This is a genomic window from Mesorhizobium bavaricum (assembly GCF_056781655.1).
The window spans coordinates 800,950-824,242 of record NZ_CM165566.1 but is presented as its reverse complement, the minus strand read 5'-3'; the positions used below and the strand labels follow the sequence as shown (position 1 = coordinate 824,242).

19 protein-coding genes are annotated in these 23,293 nt (G+C 61.8%); 8 read left to right on the top strand and 11 right to left on the bottom strand.

What is annotated here, in order from left to right; all coding sequences use genetic code 11:
* Positions 1-111 precede the first annotated feature (111 nt).
* A complete protein-coding gene (locus AC1RZR_RS03930; RefSeq protein WP_481827691.1) occupies positions 112-3,516 on the top strand; it encodes a hypothetical protein in 3,405 nt (1,134 codons plus the stop codon).
* Positions 3,517-3,826: 310 nt separating this feature from the next.
* Here the strand turns inward: AC1RZR_RS03930 and AC1RZR_RS03925 are convergent, their stop codons facing one another.
* Entirely contained in the window at positions 3,827-5,230 is a 1,404-nt protein-coding gene (locus AC1RZR_RS03925) for an MATE family efflux transporter (protein ID WP_481827690.1), read from the bottom strand.
* A gap of 274 nt (positions 5,231-5,504) precedes the next feature.
* Between AC1RZR_RS03925 and AC1RZR_RS03920 the strand changes: the two genes are divergently transcribed.
* The 6 genes from AC1RZR_RS03920 to AC1RZR_RS03895 all read left to right on the top strand — a co-directional run bounded on the left by AC1RZR_RS03920 (position 5,505) and on the right by AC1RZR_RS03895 (position 11,909).
* Positions 5,505-6,422: an AraC family transcriptional regulator gene (locus AC1RZR_RS03920; RefSeq protein ID WP_481827689.1), complete on the top strand. Its 918-nt coding sequence runs from the start codon at positions 5,505-5,507 to the stop codon at positions 6,420-6,422.
* 240 nt (positions 6,423-6,662) lie between these two features.
* A complete protein-coding gene (locus AC1RZR_RS03915; RefSeq protein WP_481827688.1) occupies positions 6,663-7,934 on the top strand; it encodes an ABC transporter substrate-binding protein in 1,272 nt (423 codons plus the stop codon).
* 146 nt (positions 7,935-8,080) lie between these two features.
* Positions 8,081-8,947 carry a carbohydrate ABC transporter permease gene (locus AC1RZR_RS03910; protein WP_477268260.1) on the top strand — a complete coding sequence of 289 codons (867 nt, stop codon included), beginning with the start codon at positions 8,081-8,083 and terminating at the stop codon, positions 8,945-8,947.
* A complete protein-coding gene (locus AC1RZR_RS03905) occupies positions 8,944-9,756 on the top strand; it encodes a carbohydrate ABC transporter permease (RefSeq protein ID WP_477268258.1) in 813 nt (270 codons plus the stop codon). The genes AC1RZR_RS03910 and AC1RZR_RS03905 overlap by 4 nt, the downstream gene beginning before the upstream one ends.
* A 15-nt stretch (positions 9,757-9,771) precedes the next feature.
* Positions 9,772-10,818, top strand: coding sequence for an NAD(P)-dependent alcohol dehydrogenase (locus AC1RZR_RS03900; protein ID WP_477268256.1), 1,047 nt, complete (start codon positions 9,772-9,774; stop codon positions 10,816-10,818).
* A gap of 2 nt (positions 10,819-10,820) precedes the next feature.
* A complete protein-coding gene (locus tag AC1RZR_RS03895) occupies positions 10,821-11,909 on the top strand; it encodes an ABC transporter ATP-binding protein (protein ID WP_477268254.1) in 1,089 nt (362 codons plus the stop codon).
* Positions 11,910-11,916: 7 nt separating this feature from the next.
* Here the strand turns inward: AC1RZR_RS03895 and AC1RZR_RS03890 are convergent, their stop codons facing one another.
* From AC1RZR_RS03890 to gcvA, 9 genes are all read right to left on the bottom strand, one after another.
* Positions 11,917-13,503: an FGGY-family carbohydrate kinase gene (locus AC1RZR_RS03890; RefSeq protein ID WP_477268252.1), complete on the bottom strand. Its 1,587-nt coding sequence runs from the start codon at positions 13,501-13,503 to the stop codon at positions 11,917-11,919.
* Positions 13,500-14,183 (bottom strand): HAD family hydrolase, encoded by a 684-nt coding sequence (locus AC1RZR_RS03885; protein ID WP_477268250.1) that lies wholly within the window; start codon positions 14,181-14,183, stop codon positions 13,500-13,502. The genes AC1RZR_RS03890 and AC1RZR_RS03885 overlap by 4 nt, the downstream gene beginning before the upstream one ends.
* Positions 14,184-14,196: 13 nt before the next feature.
* Entirely contained in the window at positions 14,197-15,675 is a 1,479-nt protein-coding gene (locus AC1RZR_RS03880; RefSeq protein WP_477268248.1) for a mannitol dehydrogenase family protein, read from the bottom strand.
* A gap of 155 nt (positions 15,676-15,830) precedes the next feature.
* Positions 15,831-16,601, bottom strand: coding sequence for an L-iditol 2-dehydrogenase (locus tag AC1RZR_RS03875; RefSeq protein WP_477269788.1), 771 nt, complete (start codon positions 16,599-16,601; stop codon positions 15,831-15,833).
* Positions 16,602-16,603: 2 nt separating this feature from the next.
* Complete coding sequence (locus AC1RZR_RS03870; RefSeq protein ID WP_481827687.1) at positions 16,604-17,602, bottom strand: ABC transporter ATP-binding protein; 999 nt, start codon at positions 17,600-17,602, stop codon at positions 16,604-16,606.
* 50 nt (positions 17,603-17,652) lie between these two features.
* Positions 17,653-18,477, bottom strand: a complete 825-nt coding sequence (locus AC1RZR_RS03865) for a carbohydrate ABC transporter permease (protein ID WP_477268244.1) — start codon at positions 18,475-18,477, stop codon at positions 17,653-17,655.
* An 11-nt stretch (positions 18,478-18,488) separates the two neighbouring features.
* On the bottom strand, positions 18,489-19,361 hold the full coding sequence (locus AC1RZR_RS03860) for a carbohydrate ABC transporter permease (RefSeq protein ID WP_379104930.1): 873 nt from the start codon (positions 19,359-19,361) through the stop codon (positions 18,489-18,491).
* Positions 19,362-19,483: 122 nt separating this feature from the next.
* The gene (locus AC1RZR_RS03855; RefSeq protein WP_477268242.1) at positions 19,484-20,794 is read right to left on the bottom strand and encodes an ABC transporter substrate-binding protein; all 1,311 of its coding nucleotides are present in this window, start codon (positions 20,792-20,794) and stop codon (positions 19,484-19,486) included.
* Positions 20,795-21,017: 223 nt separating this feature from the next.
* Complete coding sequence (gene gcvA / locus AC1RZR_RS03850; RefSeq protein WP_477268240.1) at positions 21,018-21,923, bottom strand: transcriptional regulator GcvA; 906 nt, start codon at positions 21,921-21,923, stop codon at positions 21,018-21,020.
* A gap of 111 nt (positions 21,924-22,034) precedes the next feature.
* Here gcvA and AC1RZR_RS03845 point away from each other — a divergent pair, with 111 nt between their 5' ends.
* On the top strand, positions 22,035-22,220 hold the full coding sequence (locus tag AC1RZR_RS03845) for a hypothetical protein (protein WP_379105195.1): 186 nt from the start codon (positions 22,035-22,037) through the stop codon (positions 22,218-22,220).
* A 45-nt stretch (positions 22,221-22,265) separates the two neighbouring features.
* Here AC1RZR_RS03845 and AC1RZR_RS03840 read toward each other — a convergent pair whose 3' ends face one another.
* Positions 22,266-23,225: a sugar-binding transcriptional regulator gene (locus tag AC1RZR_RS03840; RefSeq protein WP_477268238.1), complete on the bottom strand. Its 960-nt coding sequence runs from the start codon at positions 23,223-23,225 to the stop codon at positions 22,266-22,268.
* Between the last annotated feature and the right edge of the window lie 68 nt (positions 23,226-23,293).

Below are 23,293 nucleotides of genomic sequence, written 5' to 3'. Positions count from 1 at the left end.
ATTCTTGAAATATAGAGCAAGGGGGCCTTGGATACTACCGCAGCCAAAGCTAATTGTATCCTTCCAGTCTGCACTTTGAAATTCGATCCCATACAGCGGTGGATAAACGAGATGACGCAGCCAGCAACGATCTACGGCACCGATTGGGATGACCACAACCTGGTCGCGCACGACGGAGACACAGTGTTCGGTCTGGGCGGTAACGATGATATGGAAGGAGGCGGTAGCTATCTATATGGCGGTGACGGGGACGATTATATCAGAGACGTATCGAAAGGCCCCACGGCAATATTTGGTGGCTCCGGCAATGACACCATCACCGATGATATGGGCAGCGACACGATCGATGCCGGATCGGGCGACGACACCTTCGGTTTCAGCACGGCGTTTGGTGGAGGAGAGATTGTAGACGTCGACGTGGTCGACCTCGGGGAAGGTAACGATACTTGTGGTATCGCATTGCTGCCTCAGCTTCGTGCACACGGCTCAGTTACTGGCGGCGGAGGCGTTGATACGCTGCAGGTTGGAGCCACAGGTGATCCTGGGGACGTTTTCTCATATGATTTCAGGCTCGCGGCCGGTAGCGGAACTATGAATATCGGCATATTTTCAGTAACAAGTTTCGAGCAGGTCGTTTTTCTAGGTGCAGCTGCTAAATACAGTATACAGTTTGGAAATCTAAATGATGCTTATTACGCCGGCTATGCAGGCGGTGAGGCTTTTGGCAATGGCGGAGATGACATTCTTTCAAGTTACGGATCAGCTGGGAATAGACTCCATGGTGGGGATGGTAATGATATTATTATACCAGATGGAGGAAACGCAAAAGTAAATTCAGCTTTCGGCGATAATGGAAACGATCAGATATATTATAACTATGGTTACGCCGATTACAATTCTAATGCTCAGTTATCAGGTGGCGCAGGCGAAGACGGCTTCTTGAGCGTCGACGCCGTGGGTTCGACAGCCGAGCACGACACTATACTGGATTTTGAATTGGGAAACGACTGGCTTGGTTTTTCTTTCGGCGACGCCTCACAAGTGGACATAAATGTTACACAAAAAAAGGCGATGCAGAAATACAATATAATTGACAATAATGATGTACTTTCGTTCGACACACCATCTTCGCAATATGGCGAACCTATTTTAGTTCATATTTCTTACGACAGACATAGTGGTGAGCTTTTTGTTAACGCAGGCGAGCGAGGAGGCATGCAGCTTGTTATTAATGGGGCCCCCCATCTTACTGTCTCGGATTTCTTTTCCTTAACCATTCAGTACGGAGCTATTTTCAACGACCTTATTCAGGGGAATGAAGACAATAATTTTCTCACTGGAGACACGCAAATTTTCGGCCGAGCCGTCGGCGGCGATGACATCATGTACGGTTATGGTGGCCACGACACCATAATAGGCGATGCTGGCAACGATAACATCTATGGCGGCAACGGGAACGATAGTCTGCACGGTGAAATCGGAGCCGATCATCTCGACGGCGGTGGCGGTTCCGATACTGCTTTCTATGAGACGTCGGAATCGGCGGTCGCGGTCAGCTTAATGACGGGTAAAGGCACAGCTGGGGATGCTGCCGGAGACACATTAACGTCGATCGAGAATCTCGTCGGTTCCTGGTTTGCGGATACTATCGCCGGGAACAACCTGGATAACGTTTTGATAGGAGCACACACCAACGATCCCTGGTGGTTCCCCAAGCCTGTTCAGGGCGGAGATACGCTACTCGGCTTCGGTGGCAATGATATTCTCGACGGTGGCGGTGGTGCCGACACAATGGACGGTGGCGGTGGCGCCGACACCATGTATGGCGGGGCCGGCGACGACACCTACTTCGTCGACAATGCCAGCGATATCGTCAGTGAAAGCACCGCCGGCGCCGACGGCACCGATATCGTCAACAGCTATATCTCGATCAGCCTTAGCGATGGCAATCATTTCACCGGCAATATCGAGAACGTCGCACTGCGCAGTGCAGCCTCGATCAACGCCACCGGCAACAGCCTGGCCAACGCGATGAACGGCAATTCGGGTGTCAACACGCTCACCGGCCTGGGCGGCAACGACACGCTGGATGGCAAGGAAGGCGCGGACACCATGCAAGGCGGCATCGGCAACGACACCTACTATGTCGACAATTCCGGCGATCATGTCATCGAGGCCAATGGCGAGGGCACCGACAATGTGCAGAGCACCATCTCCTTCAACCTTTCCGGCCAGGAGCTGGAGAATCTGGCGCTGAGAAGCAACGGCAACATCGACGGCACCGGCAATTCGATTGCCAATGTCATGTCAGGCAATTCGGGCGTCAACATCCTGATCGGCCTTGGCGGCAACGATACGCTGGACGGCAAGGAGGGTGCCGACACCATGCAAGGCGGCATCGGCAACGACACCTACTATGTCGACAATGCCGGCGACCATGTCATCGAGACCATCGGCCAGGGCACCGACAATGTGCAGGCCTTCGTCTCCTTCAACCTTTCCGGCCAGGAGCTGGAGAACCTGGCGCTGAGAAGCAACGGCAACATCAACGGCACCGGCAATTCCATCGCCAATGTCATGTCAGGCAATTCGGGCGTCAACATCCTGATCGGCCTTGGCGGCAACGATACGCTGGACGGCAAGGAGGGTGCCGACACCATGCAAGGCGGCATCGGCGACGACACCTATTATGTCGACAATGCCGGCGACCATGTCATCGAGACCATCGGCCAGGGCACCGACAATGTGCAGGCCTTCGTCTCCTTCAACCTTTCCGGCCAGGAGCTGGAGAACCTGGCGCTGAGAAGCAACGGCAACATCAACGGCACCGGCAATTCCATCGCCAATGTCATGTCAGGCAATTCGGGCGTCAACATCCTGATCGGCCTTGGCGGCGACGATACGCTGGACGGCAAGGAGGGTGCCGACACCATGCAAGGCGGCATCGGCAACGACACCTACTATGTCGACAATGCCGGCGACCATGTGATTGAGACCATCGGCCAGGGCACCGACAATGTGCAGGCCTTCGTCTCCTTCAACCTTTCCGGCCAGGAGCTGGAGAACCTGGCGCTGAGAAGCAACGGCAACATCAACGGCACCGGCAATTCCATTGCCAATGTTATCGCCGGGAACAGTGGCGCCAACATCATCAATGGCCTGGGTGGCAACGACACGCTGTCAGGCGCGCAGGGCAACGACAGCTTCGTCTTCACCACGGCTCTCGATGCCTCGACCAATGTCGATACCATCACCGACTTCTCGGTGGTCGAAGACACCATCCAGGTCGACAATGCGATCTTTGCAGCGCTCGGCGGCAACGGTACGCTGACGGCGGAACAGTTTGTCGCCAACGCGTCGGGCACCGCTGACAATACCAGCCAGCACATCATCTATGAGACCGACACCGGCTGGCTCACTTATGACAGCAACGGCAGCACCGCTGGAGGCTCCACCCATTTCGCCACGCTGGCCGCCAACCTCGCGCTGACCAACGCCGATTTCGTCGTGGTGTGAGGGAACAGGCAAACGCTTGGTGGTAGGTTATAAACCGGGGAAAGACGAACCAGCGACGCTAGGGCTCAAAAGCCGGCAGATCGCTGGCGCATCCATGGGCAAGCTGTCACGGAACAGGCTCCGGCGTCAATCACGGCCTTCCCACCGGTTACCAAGCCGATAGTCCGTATGGGCATCCCGATTTGGGGCAAATGAAATGAAGTTGAGCAAACCAAGCAACCGTCTTTTCTCTCGATAGGAGAATTGAGGCTTCGTCTAGAGCACAACGCCGGGACATAGCGGCCGTCGGGCACCGGCGGCCGCATTACTTTCAATGCCCAAACACCAGCGGCGGCGTCAGGCGATCCCGGCGCAGCCAGCGCGCCAGCAGCAGCGCCGCCACCACGGCCAGTCCCGACGACAGCCCCATCCAGATGCCGACGCCATGGAAGCCGAAATGGAAGGCGAGCAGCACGCCGAGCGGCAGGCCGACGCCCCAATAGCCGATCGCGGCGTAGATCATCGGCACCTTGGTGTCGTGCAGGCCGCGCAGCATGCCGGCGGCAACCGCCTGCGCGCCGTCGAAGATCTGGAACAGGGCGGCAAAGACCAGGAACGACACGGCAAGCGCGATCACCCTGGCATTGGCCGGGTTGCTCAGATCGATGAAGGCGCTGATCAGCAGATGCGGCCACAGGATCATCACCAGGCCCATCAGGGCCATGAACGAGACGCCGATGACGAAGGCGGTCCAGCCGGCGCGGGAAACGCCCTCCGGATTGCCGGCGCCATGCGCCAGGCCGACGCGCACCGTCACCGCCTGGTTGAGGCCAAGCGGCACCATGAAGCTGATCGAGGCGATCTGGATGGCGATCGCATGCGCGGCCAGCGAATCCGCGTCGATCAGGCCCATCAGCAGCGCCGCCGCATTGAAGATCGTCACCTCGAAGGCGAGGAGGCCGGCAATCGGCAGGCCGAGCCGCAGCAGGCCCCCGAAGCGCGGCCAGTCGGCGCGCCAGAAGCGCCCGAACAGATGGTAGCGCCGGAACTTCTTCTCCAGCATCACCACGACAGCCATGCCGACGAACATCAGCGTGCTCGACAGCGAGGTGGCGAGACCGGAGCCGGCGATGCCCATCGAGTGGACGCCGAGATTGCCGAACATGAACACCCAGTTGAAGAAGACGTTGCAGGCGACAGCGACGAAGACGATGACCAGCGCCCAGCCCGGCCGCTCCAGCGCCGAGATGAACGAACGCAGCACGATATAGCCATAGAATGGCAGCACCGCCCATTCGAGCCAGCGCAGATAGATGCCGGCCTGATGTGCCAGCACGGGGTCCTGACCCATCGCCAGCAGAATGGCCTCGCCATGCCAAAGCACCAGCCAGATCGGGATAGAGATCAAGATCGCCAGCCACAGGCCCTGGCGCACGGTGCGGCGCAGGTCACGCACCGAATGGCGGCGGCGGCCAAGTTCGGTGGCGATCATCGGCGATGTCGCCAGCATCAGCCCGAGCCCGAAGATCAGCGGCATGAAATAGAGGTTGGCGCCAAGCGCGCCGCTGGCCAGCGTATCCGGTCCGAGTCGACCCATCATCATGACGTCGGTGGCCGTCATCGCGGTCTGGCCGAGATTGGTCAGCACCATCGGCCAGGCGAGCGCCAGCGTCGCCCTGATTTCCTGACGCCAAAGACTTTCCGGCGCGTGAGCGCCGGCTTCGATCGCAGACATTGTTCCGCTCTTTCCAGGTGCGGCACGTCGGGATCGAGCCGGAAGCCGCTTTTCAAACGGCAAAACCTTCGGTTTCGCGGCGTTTGCGCCAGCTTTTGTACGAAACGCAACATGAAGGCAAGAGACGAGGGGAGGGAACAGATTGAGCCAGCCGGATCGCCGGGACCAACCGGTGCCTGGCGTTGAAGTCCATTTCACATCAGGGCAGCGGGCTGCTACGGATTGTCCGGACGACAACGCGCATGACAGATCCCACGTTTTTCCAGGAGACAGGATGCAATTCAGGCGCAGAAAAAACACGGCTGCAATCCCGCGGACGGCGCCGTCCTTCGAACACATTGTCACCGAGGTGAGCGACAGTTTCCTGTGGCGGCTCGACGACTACCCGTGGGAGCGCAATGTCTGGAACTTCCATCCCGAGTACGAGATCCACCTGCTGCGAAAATCCTCCGGCGTGGCGCTGGTCGGCGATCACATCGGCGAATTCGCGCCGGGCTACCTCTCAATCGTCGGTGGTGGCCTGCCGCACGATTGGGTCACCGCGGTGCAGCCAGGCGAACTGATCGAAGGCCGCGACATTGTCCTGCAATTCGATGCGCAGAGGCTGCGCGGATCGGCGGGCCTGCTGCCGGAACTGCGCGAACTGGAACCCTTCCTGGAACGATCGCTGCGCGGAATGGTCTTTCATGGCCAGGCCGCACGCGATGGCGCCGAACTGATGGAGAGGATGGGTGAGGTTAGCGGGCTGAGCAGGTTCTGTCTGTTCCTGCACCTCGTCGATCTTCTCGCCAGGACCGACGAATACGAATTGCTGTCGTCGCCGGATTTTTCGCCGGTTCTCGACGCCGCCTCGCTGGACATCATCCAACGCACGCTGACCTACCTGTTCCAGCATTTCGCCGAAGACCTGAAGCTGCCGGAGGTGGCGGAACTCGCCGGAATGACGGAGAGCACATTCTCGCGTTTCTTCCAGAAGAACACCGGCAATAGCTTCAGCGATCACCTTGCCAAGCTCAGGCTCTGGCAGGCCTGCAAGTTGCTGGCGGACACCGACACTCCGATCACCGACATCTGTTTCCAGGTCGGCTACATGAACATCTCGAACTTCAACCGGGCCTTCATGCGCAAGCATCGGATGACGCCGTCGTCCTATCGCCGGCTGTCTCGGCAACGGCTGACATTGCGCGCATAGCGCACTACAGCTCGCCGCTTCAAACCCAATCGATACTCATGTGACAGGCTCCGCAAACGGATGCCGGTTTTTGCAACGCACAATGCATAAAAGTACAGGTCTGCTGCAACGGGGCTTCTAGCATGGCCCGCTGCAACTCCGCATTTTGGCGATGGGTGGCATGTCACTCGGGCGATGGTGAGGATCGCGCAACCCGAGGACTTAGGCTTCCCGCGAAGTGTCCCTGGAGGAGAAAAGATCATGAAACCAATCCGGCTTGCTGCCAGCCTTGGCGCAGCTTTTATGCTTTCCACTGCCGTTTCCACCATTGCTCTGGCGCAGGCGCCGGTCTGCTCGGCGCCGGTAAAGGTGCTGGCGCAGCCGCGCGACGGGCTGACGCTTCTGGAGGACTCCAAGGGCGAGTTCCAGAAGCTTGCCGGCGCCAGCTTCCAGATCGACTACCTGAACGAGAATGACCGCCGGGCAAAATCGCGCGCTGATGCGTCCACCGTCGGCAACTACAATGTCTACTATGTCGACGAGGCCAACGTCGCCCTGTTTGCGTCGTCGAAATGGATCGTACCGCTCACCGACTATTATCCGGCGGACTACGACTACGCCGATTTCGACCCGGGCCGGCAGAAGGTCGCGACCTATGACGGCAAGGTCTGGTTTGCGCCGCTGACTGGCGGCGGTGACCTGATGGTCTACCGCAAGGATGTCCTGGAGGCGGCCGGACTCCAGCCACCCAAGACGCTGGACGAGCTGATCGCCGACGTGCCGAAGCTGACCAATCCGGACAAGGGCATGTACGGCATTGCCTTGCGCGGCGCACGCGGTTCGGGCGCCAATGTCTGGCGTTGGATGCCCTTCTTCAAGGCCTATGGCGGCCAGTGGTTCGACGGCGACAAGCCGGCCTTCAATTCGGACGCCGCCGTCAAGGCGACCGAGACCTATCTGAAGCTGTTCAAGGATTCGGCACCCGGCACGCAGACCGGCAGCTGGGATGAATCGACCGGCGCCTTCCTGTCGGGCCAGGTCGCCATCCTCGTCGAATCGACGCCGCTATCGGGCATGGCGGTCGATCCCAAGACCTCGCAGGTGGTCGGCAAGATCGGCTTCCTGCCGCCGCCGGCGCCGCTCACGGGTGGTGGCTACGGCCACGGCCTTGCCATCGCCGCGAAGGCCAATGCCGACGACGCCTCGAAGAAATGCGCCGGCCTGTTCATCGCCTGGGCAACATCGAAGGAAAACGAGAAGCGCCGGCTCGATGCCCACCAGTTCGGTGAGTTGAACCGCACCAGCATCCTGTCCAGCAAGGAATTCGCCGATATCTACGGCGCCGATCTCGGCCAGGCACTGGCCGACACAGGCAAGGTCACGGCGGTCAACTTCTGGCAGGATCCGCGCTGGCCGGACCTCGGCGACCGCTGGGGCATCATCCTCGAGGAACTGGTCACCGGCACCCGCACCGACATCAAGGGTGGCCTCAATGAACTTGAAGCCTACGCCAACGAGTTGGTGAAGAAGTAGCAACCTCCCTCTTGCGGCGCACGGCCCGCGGCATTCGAGCGAATGCCGGGACCTGTGCGTCGCAGGAAGGCCTGCCGCCGCTTGAAGCATCTCCGTGCGGGAGTTCAGCCATGTCCAAACATTCGAGACGCAGCGAGGCCTGACCGATGGCGCGACGCTCATCCTTGCCGGTAACCTTCATCGTGCCGACGCTCGTCATTCTTTTGATCCTGTCGATGGTGCCGACGCTCTACGCGATCGTCATCGCCCTGCAGAACCGCGAGCTGAGTTCCACGACCTATTCCTATGTCTGGTTCTCGAATTTCTATGACCTGTTCTTCGACCGCCGCTTTCTCAATGCCGTCTGGGTGTCGGTGAAATGGGAGATCGTCACCGTCGTCGCGACCATGGCCGTGGCCATCGGGTTGGGTGTGCTGATGTTCGAGGTCGCGTCGCCGCGCCTGCGCAACATCTATTGCCTGCTGTTCATCATCCCGGTCCTGCTGCCGCGTGTCTCGGCGGCCTTCGTCTGGAAGTTCGCCTACCATCCGCTCTACGGCATCGCCACCTACCCCTATCGGCTGCTGACCGGCGGGCTGATCCTCGACCCGCTGTCCAAGCCGGCGACGGCGTTGTTTGCCGTCGCCTCGGTCGATGTCTGGCAGTGGGGCCTGTTCTTCGCCGTCATCGTGCTGAAGCTCCTGGAAACGCTGCCGCCACAGCCGATCGAGGCGGCGCGGCTCGACCATGCCAAGCGCTGGCAGATCCACGCCTATGTTACCTTGCCGATGCTGAAGGCGCCGCTGGTCAGCCTGATGTTCGTCAAGATGATCGAGTCGCTGCGCTCCTTCGACCTGATCTATGTGATGACCCGTGGCGGTCCGGGCGTGGCGACCGAAACGCTCGACATGTATGCGTTTTCACAAGGCTTCATCGAGTCCGGCAAGGTGTCCTATGCCTCGGCGATGGCCGTGTTGATGATGATCGCCACCGTCATCACCTTCACCATGCTGTGGAAGCGGGTGCAGGCATGAGACCCGGCCGCCTGATCGGCAAGGCCGTACTGGCATTTGCCGGCTTCATGGCGGTGTTTCCGCTGCTGTGGACGGCGCTCAATTCGCTGAAGAACAATGTCGACATCATCACCCGCGTTCCGCGTCTGGTGTTCACGCCGACACTTGCCAACATCAGCTACATCATCGGCCGCGACAGCGTCATGACCGGCCTCTACAACTCGGTCATCGCCTGTGGCGTCGCGGTGCTGATCGGCGTGGTGCTCGGCCTGCCTGCCGCCTATTCGGTCGCCCGCTATCCCAACCGCTGGGCAGGCGACATCCAGTTCTTCGTGCTGTCGCTGCGCTTCCTGCCGCCGGTGGCGGTGGCCATTCCGCTGATGGTGATCTGGCTGCAGCTCGGGCTCTACGATACGCTGGCGGCACTGATCGTCACCTATTCGCTGCTCACCATCTCGGTGATCATGTGGCTGGCCATCCCCGCTTTCCAGAGCGTGCCGAAGGAGGTCGAGGAAGCCGCCTTCGTCGACGGCTACGGCGCCTATTCGGTGTTCTGGCGGATCGCGCTGCCGGTCGCGGCCCGTTCGCTGATCGGGGCGGTCGCCTTCAGCTTCGTGCTGGTGTGGAACGAGTTCCTGATCGCGCTGATGCTGTCCAGCTCCAACGCCAAGACCTTGCCGATCGTCGCCTCGGAACTGTCCCAGCAAGGCATGAACGTGCCGTGGGGAATCCTGAACGCTTCGGTCGTGCTTTTGTCGCTGCCGCCATTGCTGTTCCTCGGCGTTCTCAGCGGCTTCCTGAATTCCGTTTTCCGGCAAAAAAAGACTTGAAGCGAGGACGACACGATGCGGGCACTGGTGCTTGAGAAAAAGGGCGAGCTGGCCCTGCGCGAGATTGCGCTGCCGCTCGATGTCGGGCCGGACGATGTCAGGATCGCCATTCACACGGTCGGCGTCTGCGGCAGCGACGTGCACTATTACACCCATGGCGCCATCGGCAGCTACGTCGTGCGCGCGCCGATGGTGCTTGGCCATGAAGCCTCGGGGACGATCGTCGAGGTCGGCGCCAATGTCAGGACACTGAAAATCGGCGACCGCGTCTGCATGGAGCCGGGCGTGCCGAACCTGTCGTCGCGGGCGACAAAGCTCGGCATCTACAATGTCGACCCGGACGTCACTTTCTGGGCGACACCGCCGGTGCATGGCATTCTGGCGCCTCAAGCCGTCCATCCGGCAGCGTTCACCTACAGGCTGCCGGACAATGTCTCCTTCGCCGAAGGGGCGATGGTCGAACCCTTTGCCATCGGCATGCAGGCCGCGGCCCGCGCCCGCATCGTTCCGGGCGACGTCGCGGTCGTCGTCGGCTGCGGCCCGATCGGCATCATGATCGCGCTGGCCGCCCTTGCCGGCGGTTGCTCGAAGGTGCTGATTTCCGACTTTTCCGCCCCCAAGCTGGAGATCGCAGCGCGCTATCCGGGCATCGTCCCGGTCAACATCGGCGAGCAGTCACTGGCCGATGCGGTTGCCGCAGCGACCGACAATTGGGGAGCCGACCTCGTCTTCGAGGCCAGCGGCAGCCCGAAGGCATTCGCCAACCTGTTCGATGTCGTGCGCCCCGGCGGTGCGGTCGTCCTTGTCGGGCTGCCGGTGGAGCCGGTGGCGCTCAACGTGCCGGCGGCCATCTCCAAGGAAGTGCGCATCGAGACGGTATTCCGCTACGCCAACATCTTCGACCGAGCCTTGCAAATGATCGCATCCGGCAAGGTGGACCTCAACCCGCTGATCACCGGCACATACCCCTTTAGCGACAGCATCGAGGCATTCGAGCGCGCGGCGTCGGCACACCCGGAAGACGTGAAGCTGCAGATCCTGATTTCCGACGAGAAGGGATGACCATGTCCGCGATCACCTGCTCCCATGTCGAGAAATCCTATGGCGCCACCACCGTCATTCGTGACCTCAACCTGAGCATCGAGGAACACGAGTTCGTCGTGTTCCTCGGCCCTTCCGGCTGCGGCAAGTCGACCTTGCTGCGCATGCTGGCTGGGCTTGAGGACATCAGCGGCGGTGAGGTCTCTATCGGCGGCAAGGTGGTCAACGACCTCGACCCGGGTGATCGCGGCATTGCCATGGTGTTCCAGAACTATGCGCTCTATCCGCACATGACGATCTTCGACAACATCGCCTTCGGCCTGAAGCGCCAGAAGGTGGCGAAGGCCGAGATACAACAGCGCGTCGAGGCGGTGTCGAAGACGCTGGGGCTCGATCCCTATCTCGGCCGCAAGCCGGCCGAACTGTCCGGCGGCCAGCAGCAGCGCGTGGCGATCGCCCGGGCCATGATCAAGACGCCGAAGGTCTTCCTGTTCGACGAGCCGCTGTCCAATCTCGATGCCAAGCTGCGCAACCATATGCGCGTCGAGATCGCCCGGCTGCATCAGTCGTTGAAGACGACCACCGTCTACGTCACCCACGACCAGTTGGAGGCGATGACGCTCGCCGACCGGATCGTGCTGCTGCGGGACGGCAAGATCGAGCAGATCGGCTCACCCGCGGAAATCTACGAGCGGCCAGGCAATCTTTTTGTCGCTGGATTCATTGGAACGCCGAACATGAACTTCCTCGACGTGGCCGTCGGGCGGACGGAAAACCGCTGGACGCTGACAAGTGCCGGAGCGGTCTTTTCCATCGAAGGGTCCCGCTTCGATCTGCGAGGCGTCGAGCGCGCGGTGCTGGGAATCCGTCCTCCCGATTTGAAGACCGCGGGTCCTGATGCCGGCCAGGGTCTGCTGGAGGGCAGAGCCGATCTGATCGAGTTTCATGGCAACGATGCGCTGGTGATCTTCGGTTCGGGCGGCAAGGAAATCAGCGCTCTGGTTCCGACTCGCGAATGTCCTGCCGTCAACAGCCATGTCCGCTACAGGGTCGACGAAACGAGCATTCATCTGTTCGATGCCAAATCCGGCGTGTCTCTGCTGAGACAATAGGCCTGCCCTACCGGATCGCGTCCAGCATTTGCCGCTGCCGGTGCATCTCGAGGAAAACCCGGTAATCGCGGTCGAAACGCCCCGCCGATTTCGGGTTCGACGCGCGCGTCCTGCCGCCTTGCTGCATGGCAAGACAGGCGGCGTTGAGATCGGGGAAAAGCCCGGCGGCGGTGGCTGCTACCATGCCGGTGCCGAGCAGTACCGCCTCGTCGGCCAGCGGCTCGATCACCGTGCAGCCGGTGGCGTCGGCATAGAGATCCATCAACAGCGGGTTCTTGGTGTGGCCACCGGTGACATGCAGCGTGTCGATGAGATAGCCATTCTCGTTCAGCGCCTCCAGCACATGGCGTACGCCGAGCGCGATGCCGACGGCGGTGCGCCAGTAGAGCTTGCACAGGCTGTCGAAGGAGGAGTCCAGCGTCAGCCCGCTGACCACGCCGACGGCATGTGGATCGGCAAGCGGCGAACGGTTGCCATGGAAGTCAGGCAGCACATGCAGCCTTGCCGCGAGCGCCTCACCTTCTGCGGTGCGCAGCTCGGCGACACGCCTGGCGATCTTCGCATGCATGGCGGCATCCGGCTCGCCGCCGGCGCCGTGCCAGCGGATGATATGGTCGAGCAGCGCGCCGGTGGCGGATTGACCACCTTCCGATAGCCACAGCTTCGGCAGGGCGGCGCCGTAATACGGACCCCAGACGCCGGCGAAGGGCTGTGGATCCGGCGACATCGCCATGACGCAGCTCGACGTGCCGGCGATCAGCGCCAGGTGCCGGCCGATGTCCTGTTCGTTGCCTGCAAAACCGCCGAGCACGCCAAGCGCGCCGGCATAGGCATCGATGACGCCGGCGCCGACCCGGCATTTCTCGCTCAGGCCAAGCTCTGCCGCCGCTTGCGCCGTCAGCGGGCCAATATCGGTGCCGACCGGGCTGGCCCTCTCCGGCAGGTTTCCATGCTCGAAAAGATCGTCGAGGCCGACGAGCTCGAAGAAGTCGCGCCGCCAACCAGTCTCCTCATGCGCCAGATAGGTCCATTTGGCGGTCAGCGTGCATTGCGAACGGGCCAGCGAACCTGTCGCCTGCCAGGCCAGGAAGTCAGTCAGGTCGAATAGATAGCCGGCTTCATTCCAGCTTTTGGGCAGGTTCCGCTTCAGCCACATCAGCTTCGGCGTCTCCATTTCCGGTGACATGACGCCGCCGACATAGTCGAGCACGGCGTGGCCGCTTGCCGTGCATTCGTCGGCCTCGGCGATGGCGCGGTGGTCGAGCCAGACAATGGTGTCCCAGCGCCTGTCGCCTGACGCCGAGACGCTGAGCTGGCCGCCTTGCCGGTCGCGCACGACCAGCGAACAGGTGGCGTCGAAGGAGATGCCGACGACATCCTCGGCGGCGACGCCGGCTTTCTCCCGCGCGGCCCGCACGGCGGTGCAGACAGCCGACCAGATATCGCGCGAATCATGCTCGGCGTGATCGGGCTTCGGCTGGTTCATGGCGATCGGCCGCTCGGCGCGGCCAAGCAAGCTGCCCCTGGTGTCGAGAATGCCCGCACGAGCGCTCCCGGTGCCGACATCGACCGCGCAAACGAACTGTTTCGTCAAGATGCTCTTACTCTCGCTCCCAGGCCTGCAATCAGATCGGGCAATTGCAGCATGTCAGCGAATATAAAGTCCGGTTCACTCGACGCAAGCCGCGCTTTCAAGGTCGGGTTGCCGGCATGCGAGCCGCCGGTGAAGGCAAGGACACGCATACCCGCCGCCCGCGCAGCCGAGATGCCGGCCGGGCTGTCCTCGACGACGAGGCATTTGCGCGGATGGGCCCGCATGCTGGCGGCGGCATGGAGGAACAGGTCCGGCGCGGGCTTTCCCTTTTTCACCATGGCGGCGCTGAACAGATGCGGCTCCATCAGCCCAAGCAATCCGGTGACGTCGAGGGCGTAGCGGATGCGGTCGAGCGTGCCCGAGGACGCGACACAGAACGGCAGTCCGAGCCTCGGCAGCATCTCCTTGACACCGGGAATCGGCTTCAACTCCTCGCGGAATTTGCGCATCAGCTCGACGCGCATGTCGGTCAGCTGGCTGTCGGTGATATCAAGCGCGAAGTCGCGGGTGAGGATCTCGCGCACGCTTTTCATGCTCTTGCCGAGGAAATGCTCGTAGGCGACGTCCTCGGCGATGCTGCCACCGGCAAGCCTGATCATGGCAAGCAGTGCCGATACGGAAAGCGCTTCACTGTCGACCAGTACGCCGTCGCAGTCGAAGATGACCAGTTCCGGCGTCATCGCGTCGAATGGGTCAGAGCTTGCCGGCGAGATAGCGCGTCAGCGTGGCGCGCGTGCCGTTCGCCCACAGCACGTTGAGCGCATGGGCAAAGGCCTCGACAAACGCCGTGGCGCGGCCGACATCGCCGTAGATGTCCTCCATGGCAAGCCACGCGGCGGGCGCATCCTTTGCCGCTTTTGCCGTCGCCTGCAGCCGATCCCAGCTCGGGTCGTTGGGTTCGATGACGGCGCCGCTGTCGGTCGTGCCGAAGCAGTAGCGGCACCAAAGGGCCGATTCCAGCGCCAGGCCGGCGACGCCCTTTCCGGCCTTCAGCCGGTCGGCGATGGTCGGTATGATGAATTTCGGCTGGCGGTTGGAGCCGTCGAGGCAGAGCCGTCGCACCGTGTCGCCGATCTTGGGATTGGAGAAGCGGCTCTCGATGAGCTGGTAGTATTCCTCCAGATCCGTGTCCGGCACCGGCGGCACGGTCGGAATGATCTCGTCATGCTCGAGTTTCGCCAGAAAGCCGGCGACCAGGGGTTCCTGCATCGCCTCATGCACGAAATGGATGTCCATGAGACCGGCCGGATAGGCGATCGTGGCATGGCCGCCATTGAGGATGCGGATCTTCATCAATTCATAAGGGGCAACGTCTTTGACGAACTGCACGCCGACCTTTTCCAGCGGCGGACGGCCGTCCGTGAAATGGTCTTCCAGCACCCATTGCCGGAACGGTTCGCAAAACACCGGCCAGTTGTCCTCCAGCCCGAAATCGCTGGCCAGAATGCCGCGCTCGCGGTCCGTGGTCGCCGGCGTGATGCGATCGACCATGCCGTTTGGAAAAGCGACATGCTCACTCACCCAGTTTGCCAGATCCTCGTCGATCAGCCGGGCAAGGCCGATGACGCCGTCTGAGGTCACATGGCCATTGTGAGGAATGTTGTCGCACGACATGACGGTGAACGGCACGGTGCCCTCGTCACGGCGGCGGACCAACCCGGCGAGAATGATGCCGAACACCGTTTTTGGCGTCGCGCCTGCTTGTGCGTCAGCGACGATGTCGGGATGGGTCGGATTGAAGACGCCGGAGGCCGGGTCGATGAAGTAGCCACCTTCGGTGATGGTCAGCGAAACGATCTTGATGGCCGGGTCGGCAAGCCGTTCGATGATGCCTGTCGCATCGCCCGGCATCAGGAAGTCGATCATCGCGCCGGTGACGCGGGCGCTCATATGGCCGCTGTCCTGCTCGACGACCGTGGTCAGCCAGTCTTGCTCTTCCAGCTTGCCGCGGCCGATCTTCTCGCCTTCGAACACGCCGGCGCCGACCAGCGCCCAGTCATGGCCGATGCCCGAATTGAACAGGTCGTCGAGATAGACGGCCTGGTGCGAGCGGTGGAAATTGCCGACGCCGAAATGCACGATGCCGGGTTTGAGTGCCGCGCGGTCATATTTCGGACCGGCGACCTTGGCGGGTAGACTGGAGAGGTTTGAAGACGAGAGTTTCACGGTCATCTGTTTTACCCTTTGGCCGGGCTTCGGCCTTCGTTACTTCCCCTCTCCCCGTAACGGGGAGGGCAAGGGGCGGCACATCTTCCGAGGTCGATGCGGCCTCTGATGTCGGCCTCTTCTCCCCGCGGAGGGACGAGGAGAAGAGGCCGTTCCCCGCCTCAACTCATCCACTGGCCGCCATCGACGTTGTAGGTCTGGGCGATGATGTAGTCCGCGTCGCTGCTGGCGAGAAAGACCGCCATGCCCGTAAGATCCTGCGCCGTTCCCATGCGGCCATACGGCACCGCCTCGCCAACCAATTTCTTCTTCTCGCCCTTCGGCCGGTTTTCGTATTTGGCGAACAGCGAATCGACGTGATCCCAGTGCTCGCCGTCGACGACACCAGGGGCAATCGCGTTGACGTTGATGCCGTGCTTGATCAGATCGAGGCCCGCCGACTGGGTCAACGAGATGACGGCGGCCTTGGTGGCGCAATAGACGCCGACGAGCGCCTCGCCGCGCCGTCCGGCCTGGCTCGCCATGTTGATGATCCTGCCGCCCTTGCCCCGCGCGATCATCGAGCGGGCGGCGGCCTGCAGCATGAACAGTGTGCCGGCGACATTGACCGAAAACAGTTTGTCGTAGCTTGCCTTGGTGATCTCGACGATCGGTGCCAGATCGAACAGAGCGGCGTTGTTGATCAGGATATCGAGGCCACCGGTCTTCGTCTCGACGGCTTTCACCGCCGCCTCGATGGAGGCGAGGTCGGTGACGTCGAGCTTGACCGCATAGGCCTTCCCGCCGATCTCGGCGGCTGTCTTCTGCGCGGCCTCGAGATTGATATCGGCAATGGCAACGGTGGCGCCTTCGCTTGCATAGGCTTCGGCGAAGGCTCTGCCGATACCACGGGCCGAACCCGTGATCAGCGCGGATTTGCCGGTCAAGCGCATGCTCACATTGCCTTCCCGTCGGCGCCGAAGCGATGCAGCTTGGTCTTGTCGGGCGTCAGGTAGATGGTATCGCCGTGGCGGACGGCGAGTTCGCCGTCGGCGCGCACGGTCAGCGGACCGACGCCATCGGCCTGGACATGCAGGAACGTGTCGGAGCCGAGATGTTCGGCAACGCCGACGGTGGCTTTCCATTCACCGGCCGTGGTCGAGATCTCCATATGCTCGGGGCGGATGCCGATGGTCTTGGCGCTGTGTTTGGCAGCGGGTGCGCCTTCGATCAGGTTCATCTTCGGCGAGCCGATGAAGCCGGCGACAAACAGGTTCTTCGGCGTCTTGTAGAGTTCCATCGGCGAGCCGACCTGCTCGATGTTGCCGGCGTTCAATACGACGATCTTGTCGGCCATGGTCATGGCTTCGACCTGGTCGTGGGTGACGTAGATCATCGTCGTCTTGAGCTGATGATGCAGCTCGCTGATCTCCAGTCGCATGGTGCCGCGCAACGCGGCATCGAGGTTGGACAGCGGTTCGTCGAAGAGGAAGGCCGAGGGCTGGCGCACGATGGCGCGGCCGATGGCGACACGCTGGCGCTGGCCGCCGGAGAGCTGGCCGGGCCGGCGTTCGAGATAGTTGGTCAGGTTCAGGACGCGCGCGGCATCCTTCACCTTCCTGTCGATGGTAGCCTGATCCTCGCCCGCCATCTTCAGCGGGAAGGCGATGTTCTTGGCCACCGTCATATGCGGGTAGAGCGCGTAGGACTGGAACACCATGGCCAGCTTGCGTTTGGCCGGCGCTTCACCGGTGACATCACGGCCATCGATGTTGATGGTGCCGCCGCTGGTGTCCTCCAGTCCGGCGATCAGCCGCAGCAGCGTTGACTTGCCGCAACCGGACGGGCCGACGAAGACGACGAACTCGCCATTTTCGATCACCAGGTCGAGGCCGGGGATGATGGACGTCGATCCAAAGGATTTGGAGACGTTCTTGAGCGTGATGTTTCCCATGGTTTCCTCCCCGAGGGGTTATGTCTGCCGATTGTTTCAGGCAATTTCCGTTACTTGACCGCACCAAATGTCAGGCCGCGCACCAGCTGCTTCTGGCTGAACCAGCCCATGATCAGGATCGGCGCGATGGCCAGTGTCGAGGCAGCCGAAAGCTTGGCCCAGAACAGGCCTTGCGGGCTGGAGAAGGAACTGATGAAGGCGGTGAGCGGTGCTGCCTCGGTGGTGGTCAGCCGGATCGTCCAGAACGCTTCGTTCCAGGCCAGGATGATGTTCAAGAGCATGGTCGAGGCGATGCCCGGCACCGCCATCGGCGTCAGCACATAAACGATCTCGTTCCACAGCGATGCGCCGTCCATGCGTGCTGCTTCCAGGATCTCGCCCGGGATTTCGCGGAAATAAGTGTAGAGCATCCACACCACGATCGGCAGGTTGATCAGCATCAGCATGACCATCAGACCGATGCGGCTGTCGAGCAGCCCGAGGTTGCGGAAGATCAGGTAGATCGGGAACAGCACGGCGACCGCCGGCATCATCTTGGTGGAGAGCATCCACATCAGGATGTCCTTGGTCCGCTTGGTCGGCGAGAACGCCATCGACCATGCAGCCGGTATGGCAACCAGCAAGGCCAGGATCGTCGAACCGACCGAGAGCAGCACCGAATTCAGGAAGAACTTGAAGTAGCCGCTCTGCGCCTGAACCTCGGTGTAGCTCTCGAACGTCCCGGACGGGATCAGGTTGAAGCCCTGGATGGCTTCCTGCTCCGACTTGAACGAGGTGATGATCGTATAGAGGATCGGGAAGAAGATCAGCAGCGCGACGATCCAGGCGGCAACGGTCGCGATTGTCTTGTGCTGGGTGGTGACTGAGCGTGCCATCGTATCCTCCCTTACTTGTCCAGGTTCTTGCCGACGGCGCGCATGGCGAAGAAGGCAACGATGTTGGCGAGAATGACAGCGATGATGCCGCCGGCGGATGCCTGGCCGATTTTGAACTCCAGCAAGGCCTTCTGGTAGACGAGGAAGGGCAGGTTGGTGGAGGCGTATCCAGGGCCACCGTTGGTGGTGACGAGGATCTCGGCATAGACCGACAAAAGGAAGATCGTCTGGATCAGGATGACGACGGTGATGGCGCGCGACATGTGCGGCAGCGTCAGATAGATGAAGCGGCTGATGAAGCCGGCGCCGTCCATCTCGGCCGCCTCTTTCTGCTCACCATCGAGCGACTGCAGGGCCGTCAGCAGGATGAGCGTCGCGAAAGGCAGCCATTGCCAGGCGACGATGATGATGATCGCCAGCATCGGATGCTGCCCGAACCAGTCGATCGGCTGGGCGCCGAAGAAGCGCGCGATGTCGGCAAAGACCCCGTATTGCGGGTGCATGATCATGTTCTTCCAGACCAATGCTGCCACCGGCGGCATGACGAAGAACGGCGAGATGACGAGGATGCGGACGATGCCTTGTCCCCACATCGGCTGATCGATCAGCAGCGCCAGCAGGATGCCGCCGATCACCGTGATCAGAAGCACACTGACCACAAGGGTGAGGGTGTTGAGGATCGATTGCAGGAATGCCGGGTTGGAATAGAACAGCGCGTAGTTCGAGAAGCCGACGAACCCGTCGCGGATAGGATTGAGCGGGTTGTACTGCTGGAATGAGAACCACAGCGTGAGCGCCAGTGGAATAACCATCCAGACCAGCAGCAGGACGACAGATGGCGCCATCATGAAACGGGCAAGCGAACGGGTCTGCTGAGTAGCCATGACGGTCACCCTTCAATGGTCAGACTGAATTTTCAGAGGCGTTAAAGGCGGCCGCCCGAACTGGGACTCGGGCGGCCGTTGCCGGTCAGGAAGGCGACCGGCATTCGGCACCGGGAGGAGCCTTACTTGATATAACCACCTTCGGTCATCGTTGCGGTGGCGGCGTCCTGTGCCTGCTTCAAGGCGTCGTCGACGCTCGACTGGCCGGCAAGAGCCGCCGAGAAGAGCTGGCCCACAGTGGTGCCAAGCCCCTGGAACTCAGGGATGGCGACGAACTGGACACCGACATAGGGCACCGGCTTGACGGTCGGATGTGTCGGGTCGGCGGCGTTGATCGAGTCCAGCGTCATCTTGGCGAACGGAGCGGCCTTCTGGTACTCGGCATTGGCGTAGAGCGAGGAGCGCGTGCCCGGAGGAACGTTGGCCCAGCCTTCTTTCGAAGCGACCAGTTCAGCGTAGTGCTTGCTGGTTGCCCAGGACACGAACTTCTGTGCCGCGTCAGCCTTCTGCGTGCCGGCGGGAATGGCCAGCGACCACGCCCACAGCCAGTTGCCGCGCTTGCCCAGGCCATTGTCGGGAGCGAGAGCATAACCGACCTTGTCGGCGACGGTGGAGGCCTTCGGGTCAGAGACGAAGGAGGCGGCGACGGTGGCGTCGATCCACATGCCGCACTTGCCCTGCTGGAACAGCGCCAGGTTTTCGTTGAAGCCGTTGGACGATGCACCCTCGGGGCCGTCGGCCTTCATCAGGTCGACATAGAACTGCAGTGTGTTCTTCCATTCAGGCTGGTCGAACTGCGGCTTCCAGTTCTCGTCGAACCAGCGTGCGCCGAAGGAGTTCGACATGGCGGTCAGGAACGCCATGTTCTCGCCCCAGCCGGCCTTGCCGCGCAGGCAGACGCCGTTCACGCCATTGGCGCGGTCGGTCATCTTATCGGCGGCCTGCTTGATGAAGTCCCAGGTCGGCGCGTCGGGCATCTTCAGCCCGGCCTTTTCCATCAGGTCCTTGCGGTACATGACGAAGGAGCTTTCGCCGTAGAAGGGCGCGGCATAGAGCTTGCCGTCAACCGAAAGACCGCCGGCGATGGCCGGGATGATGTCCTTGGCGTCATAGTCGTCGCCGAGCTTGTCGAGCGGCAAAAGCCAGCTCTGCTTGGCCCAGATCGGAACTTCATAGGTGCCGATTGTCATCACGTCATACTGGCCGCCCTTGGTGGCGATGTCGGTGGTGACGCGCTCGCGCAGCACGTTCTCTTCGAGCGTGACCCAGTTGAGCTGGATGTCTGGGTTAGCCTTGGTGAAGTCTTCCGTCAGCTTTTGCATGCGGACCATATCGCCATTGTTGACGGTGGCGATGGTGATGGATTCGGCATGTGCGGCGAACGCAAGAGCGCTGGCCGACAACAAGCCCAGGGTGAGCGTGCGAAGTTTCATCAAATTCCTCCCATAAACCAAGATGAGCATTTGCCTTGGCTATGAGCAATTACTCACTTGGCGTTAATTATGTCAAGCCGGATTCGATGCTGCAGCGCAGCACATCGGTGATGGCGACGGACAATGGGTGCGTGGAAATTGCCAAGACAATCTCGCCGGCCGCCGGGTGTTCAGGCGGCAGGACAGAGGTCGGCAGGAATGGATTGCCGGAGGGGCTCGCCTGTCAGCAGGCGATCTCGGTCAGCAGCCAGTCGCGGAAGGCGCGGATCTTCGGCACGTTGCGGCGCGCTTCCGGATAGACCAGCCAATAGGCGTGGCCATCGTCACCGACCAGATCGAAAGGCTGGATCAGGCGCCCGTCGGCCAGTTCCGCCTTGAACAGCGCCCTGGTCAGGATCGCCACGCCATGACCGGCGATTGCCGCATTGGCCTCGTAGGCCTGCGCTCCCATGCTGCTGCCAGGCCGTTTGGCAAGGTCGTGCGAGTGCACGCCGGCGGCCGAAAACCACTCCGTCCACCAGATGTCGCCGGGATCGAGGATCGGCAGCCGCAAGAGGTCGGCCGGCTCTTTGACGCCGCCGATGCTCGCCGCGAGCTTCGGGCTCAGCATCGGCGTGAAATCGGCATCGAGCAGCTTGAAGGCTTCCAGACCCGGCCATTTGCCGCCGCCCGAGCGGATGGCAAGATCGACATCCTCGCGGGCGAAGTCGGTCAGCCGGCTCGACGTCTCCAGCCGCACGGCAAGGGAGGGATGAGCGATCTGGAACGAGCCCAGATGGTGCGCCAGCCAGTTCGAGGCAAAGGTCAGCACCGTGGTGACGCACAGCAACCCGTCGGCGCCGGCGCGCGCCGCGGCGTAGGCCTGGCCGAGAATGGCGAAGGCCTCGCCGACAGCCGGCGCGAGACGCTGTCCGGCCTCGGTCAGCACGATCTGTCGCGGCCGGCGCAGGAAAAGCGCGGCGCCGACGCGCTCTTCCAGCACCTTGATCTGATAGCTCACCGCTGCCTGTGTCATGGCCAGTTCCTCGGCGGCCTTGGTGAAGGAAAGATGCCGTGCCACCGCGTCGAACACCCTGATCGCTTGCAGCGGGGGGAGCTGGGAAACCTGTCGCGAGCTGAGGTCAGGCATAAGGCCTCCTTATGGGCCATGATCGATGTTCGATTGGCAAAGGCGGCCGGCAAGACCGACATTCAGTGTCAACCCGTCATTGGGGTTTCAGGATAGCGAAGGTTGACGATCATGACCATGGCGCAGCAAAAGTGCACTCCCGCTCCGGATCACCGCTGGATTTCGTGGCTGACGGATGGATTCGGCTGGTTCTCGATAAAAAAGAGGGCGCATCTCGACATCAGGGACCTGTCGCCGCATCTGCAGCGCGACCTCGGTTTTCTCGATGGCAACGACCCTTTCGGGCGGAGCAAATAGCCCGGCTGACTTTATCCCAAATCGGGTGTGGCGTCGGGGTTCGGCTTACAGGCTGGCCAGCAGGGCGGCCGCCGTCCGCTCATCGGTGATGAGGCCGTTGATCAGCCGCCGGTTGGCCGCCGCCAGGATGCCCGGCAGTTTTCGTTCACCCATCGCCAGTGCGATGACCAGCGACTTTTCGCGCGATGGCAGCGAAGCCGACGACACCCGATCATTGGTGATGCCTTCGATCATGCGGCCTTCGCGATCGAACACCCAGCCGACGATTTCGGCGATGCCGCCGGCCTTCTGCAGTGCCTTCAGCTCAATTTCCGAAATGAAGCCGTCCTCGTAGAGCGGCGCCTTGGGACCGAGATCGCCAATGCCGATGAAGGTGACGTCGGCCTCGGCGGCCAGCGCCAGCGTCGGCTGGATCATCGGCTGGTTGAGCAGCATCTCGCGCTCCTCCGGCGAAGAGGCAATGACCGGCAGCGGCATCGGGAAGGACCGCGCCTTGACCCTGTCGGCCATGGTGAAAATGACGTTGTAGAAGGCGGCCGAGCCGTCCGGCGAGATGTTTCCGGTCAAAGACACCACCTTGTGCTGCGGGCATTCCATCGGCGGCAGCTGTTCGATCGCCGCTTTCAGCGTGCGCCCGGTGCCGATCGCCATGACGATCGGCGTCGGTGAGCGCAGCCGCCGCTCGATCTCGGCGGCGGCCGCCTCGGCGATGCCGATGGTGGTGGAGGATGAATTGGGATCGCTCGGCACCACCTCGACCAGGTCGAGCGCGAAACGGGATTTCAGCCGCGCCGCCAGATCGAGGCAATTGGCGATCGGATGGTCGACACGGACCTTGATCAAGCCTTCCGACACCGCCAGCGACACCAGCCGCTGCGCCGTCTGCCGCGAAATGCCGAGCGTGGTTGCGATCTGGTCCTGCGTGTTGCCGGCAACATAATAAAGCCAGCCGGCGCGCGCCGCGTCGTCCAGCCTGTTGCTGCCGCCATCCTGCCGGGTATTCACGTCCTGCCTCCCGAAACCGCCGGTGATGAGAGCGGTCCGCTCCTACTCTTGCAGGGAACGGGCTGCTG

What these genes read in the sequence shown, in the direction of transcription:
- AC1RZR_RS03910 (WP_477268260.1), top strand. Translation starts at nt 8,081, where the DNA reads ATGGCGCGACGCTCATCCTTGCCGGTAACCTTCATCGTGCCGACGCTC.
- AC1RZR_RS03930 (WP_481827691.1), top strand. Translation starts at nt 112, where the DNA reads ATGACGCAGCCAGCAACGATCTACGGCACCGATTGGGATGACCACAAC.
- AC1RZR_RS03865 (WP_477268244.1), bottom strand. Translation starts at nt 18,477, where the DNA reads ATGGCACGCTCAGTCACCACCCAGCACAAGACAATCGCGACCGTTGCC.
- AC1RZR_RS03875 (WP_477269788.1), bottom strand. Translation starts at nt 16,601, where the DNA reads ATGCGCTTGACCGGCAAATCCGCGCTGATCACGGGTTCGGCCCGTGGT.
- AC1RZR_RS03855 (WP_477268242.1), bottom strand. Translation starts at nt 20,794, where the DNA reads ATGAAACTTCGCACGCTCACCCTGGGCTTGTTGTCGGCCAGCGCTCTT.
- AC1RZR_RS03925 (WP_481827690.1), bottom strand. Translation starts at nt 5,230, where the DNA reads ATGTCTGCGATCGAAGCCGGCGCTCACGCGCCGGAAAGTCTTTGGCGT.
- AC1RZR_RS03870 (WP_481827687.1), bottom strand. Translation starts at nt 17,602, where the DNA reads ATGGGAAACATCACGCTCAAGAACGTCTCCAAATCCTTTGGATCGACG.
- AC1RZR_RS03915 (WP_481827688.1), top strand. Translation starts at nt 6,663, where the DNA reads ATGAAACCAATCCGGCTTGCTGCCAGCCTTGGCGCAGCTTTTATGCTT.
- AC1RZR_RS03895 (WP_477268254.1), top strand. Translation starts at nt 10,821, where the DNA reads ATGTCCGCGATCACCTGCTCCCATGTCGAGAAATCCTATGGCGCCACC.
- AC1RZR_RS03900 (WP_477268256.1), top strand. Translation starts at nt 9,772, where the DNA reads ATGCGGGCACTGGTGCTTGAGAAAAAGGGCGAGCTGGCCCTGCGCGAG.
- AC1RZR_RS03860 (WP_379104930.1), bottom strand. Translation starts at nt 19,361, where the DNA reads ATGGCTACTCAGCAGACCCGTTCGCTTGCCCGTTTCATGATGGCGCCA.
- AC1RZR_RS03920 (WP_481827689.1), top strand. Translation starts at nt 5,505, where the DNA reads ATGCAATTCAGGCGCAGAAAAAACACGGCTGCAATCCCGCGGACGGCG.
- AC1RZR_RS03885 (WP_477268250.1), bottom strand. Translation starts at nt 14,183, where the DNA reads ATGACGCCGGAACTGGTCATCTTCGACTGCGACGGCGTACTGGTCGAC.
- AC1RZR_RS03845 (WP_379105195.1), top strand. Translation starts at nt 22,035, where the DNA reads ATGACCATGGCGCAGCAAAAGTGCACTCCCGCTCCGGATCACCGCTGG.
- gcvA (WP_477268240.1), bottom strand. Translation starts at nt 21,923, where the DNA reads ATGCCTGACCTCAGCTCGCGACAGGTTTCCCAGCTCCCCCCGCTGCAA.
- AC1RZR_RS03880 (WP_477268248.1), bottom strand. Translation starts at nt 15,675, where the DNA reads ATGACCGTGAAACTCTCGTCTTCAAACCTCTCCAGTCTACCCGCCAAG.
- AC1RZR_RS03905 (WP_477268258.1), top strand. Translation starts at nt 8,944, where the DNA reads ATGAGACCCGGCCGCCTGATCGGCAAGGCCGTACTGGCATTTGCCGGC.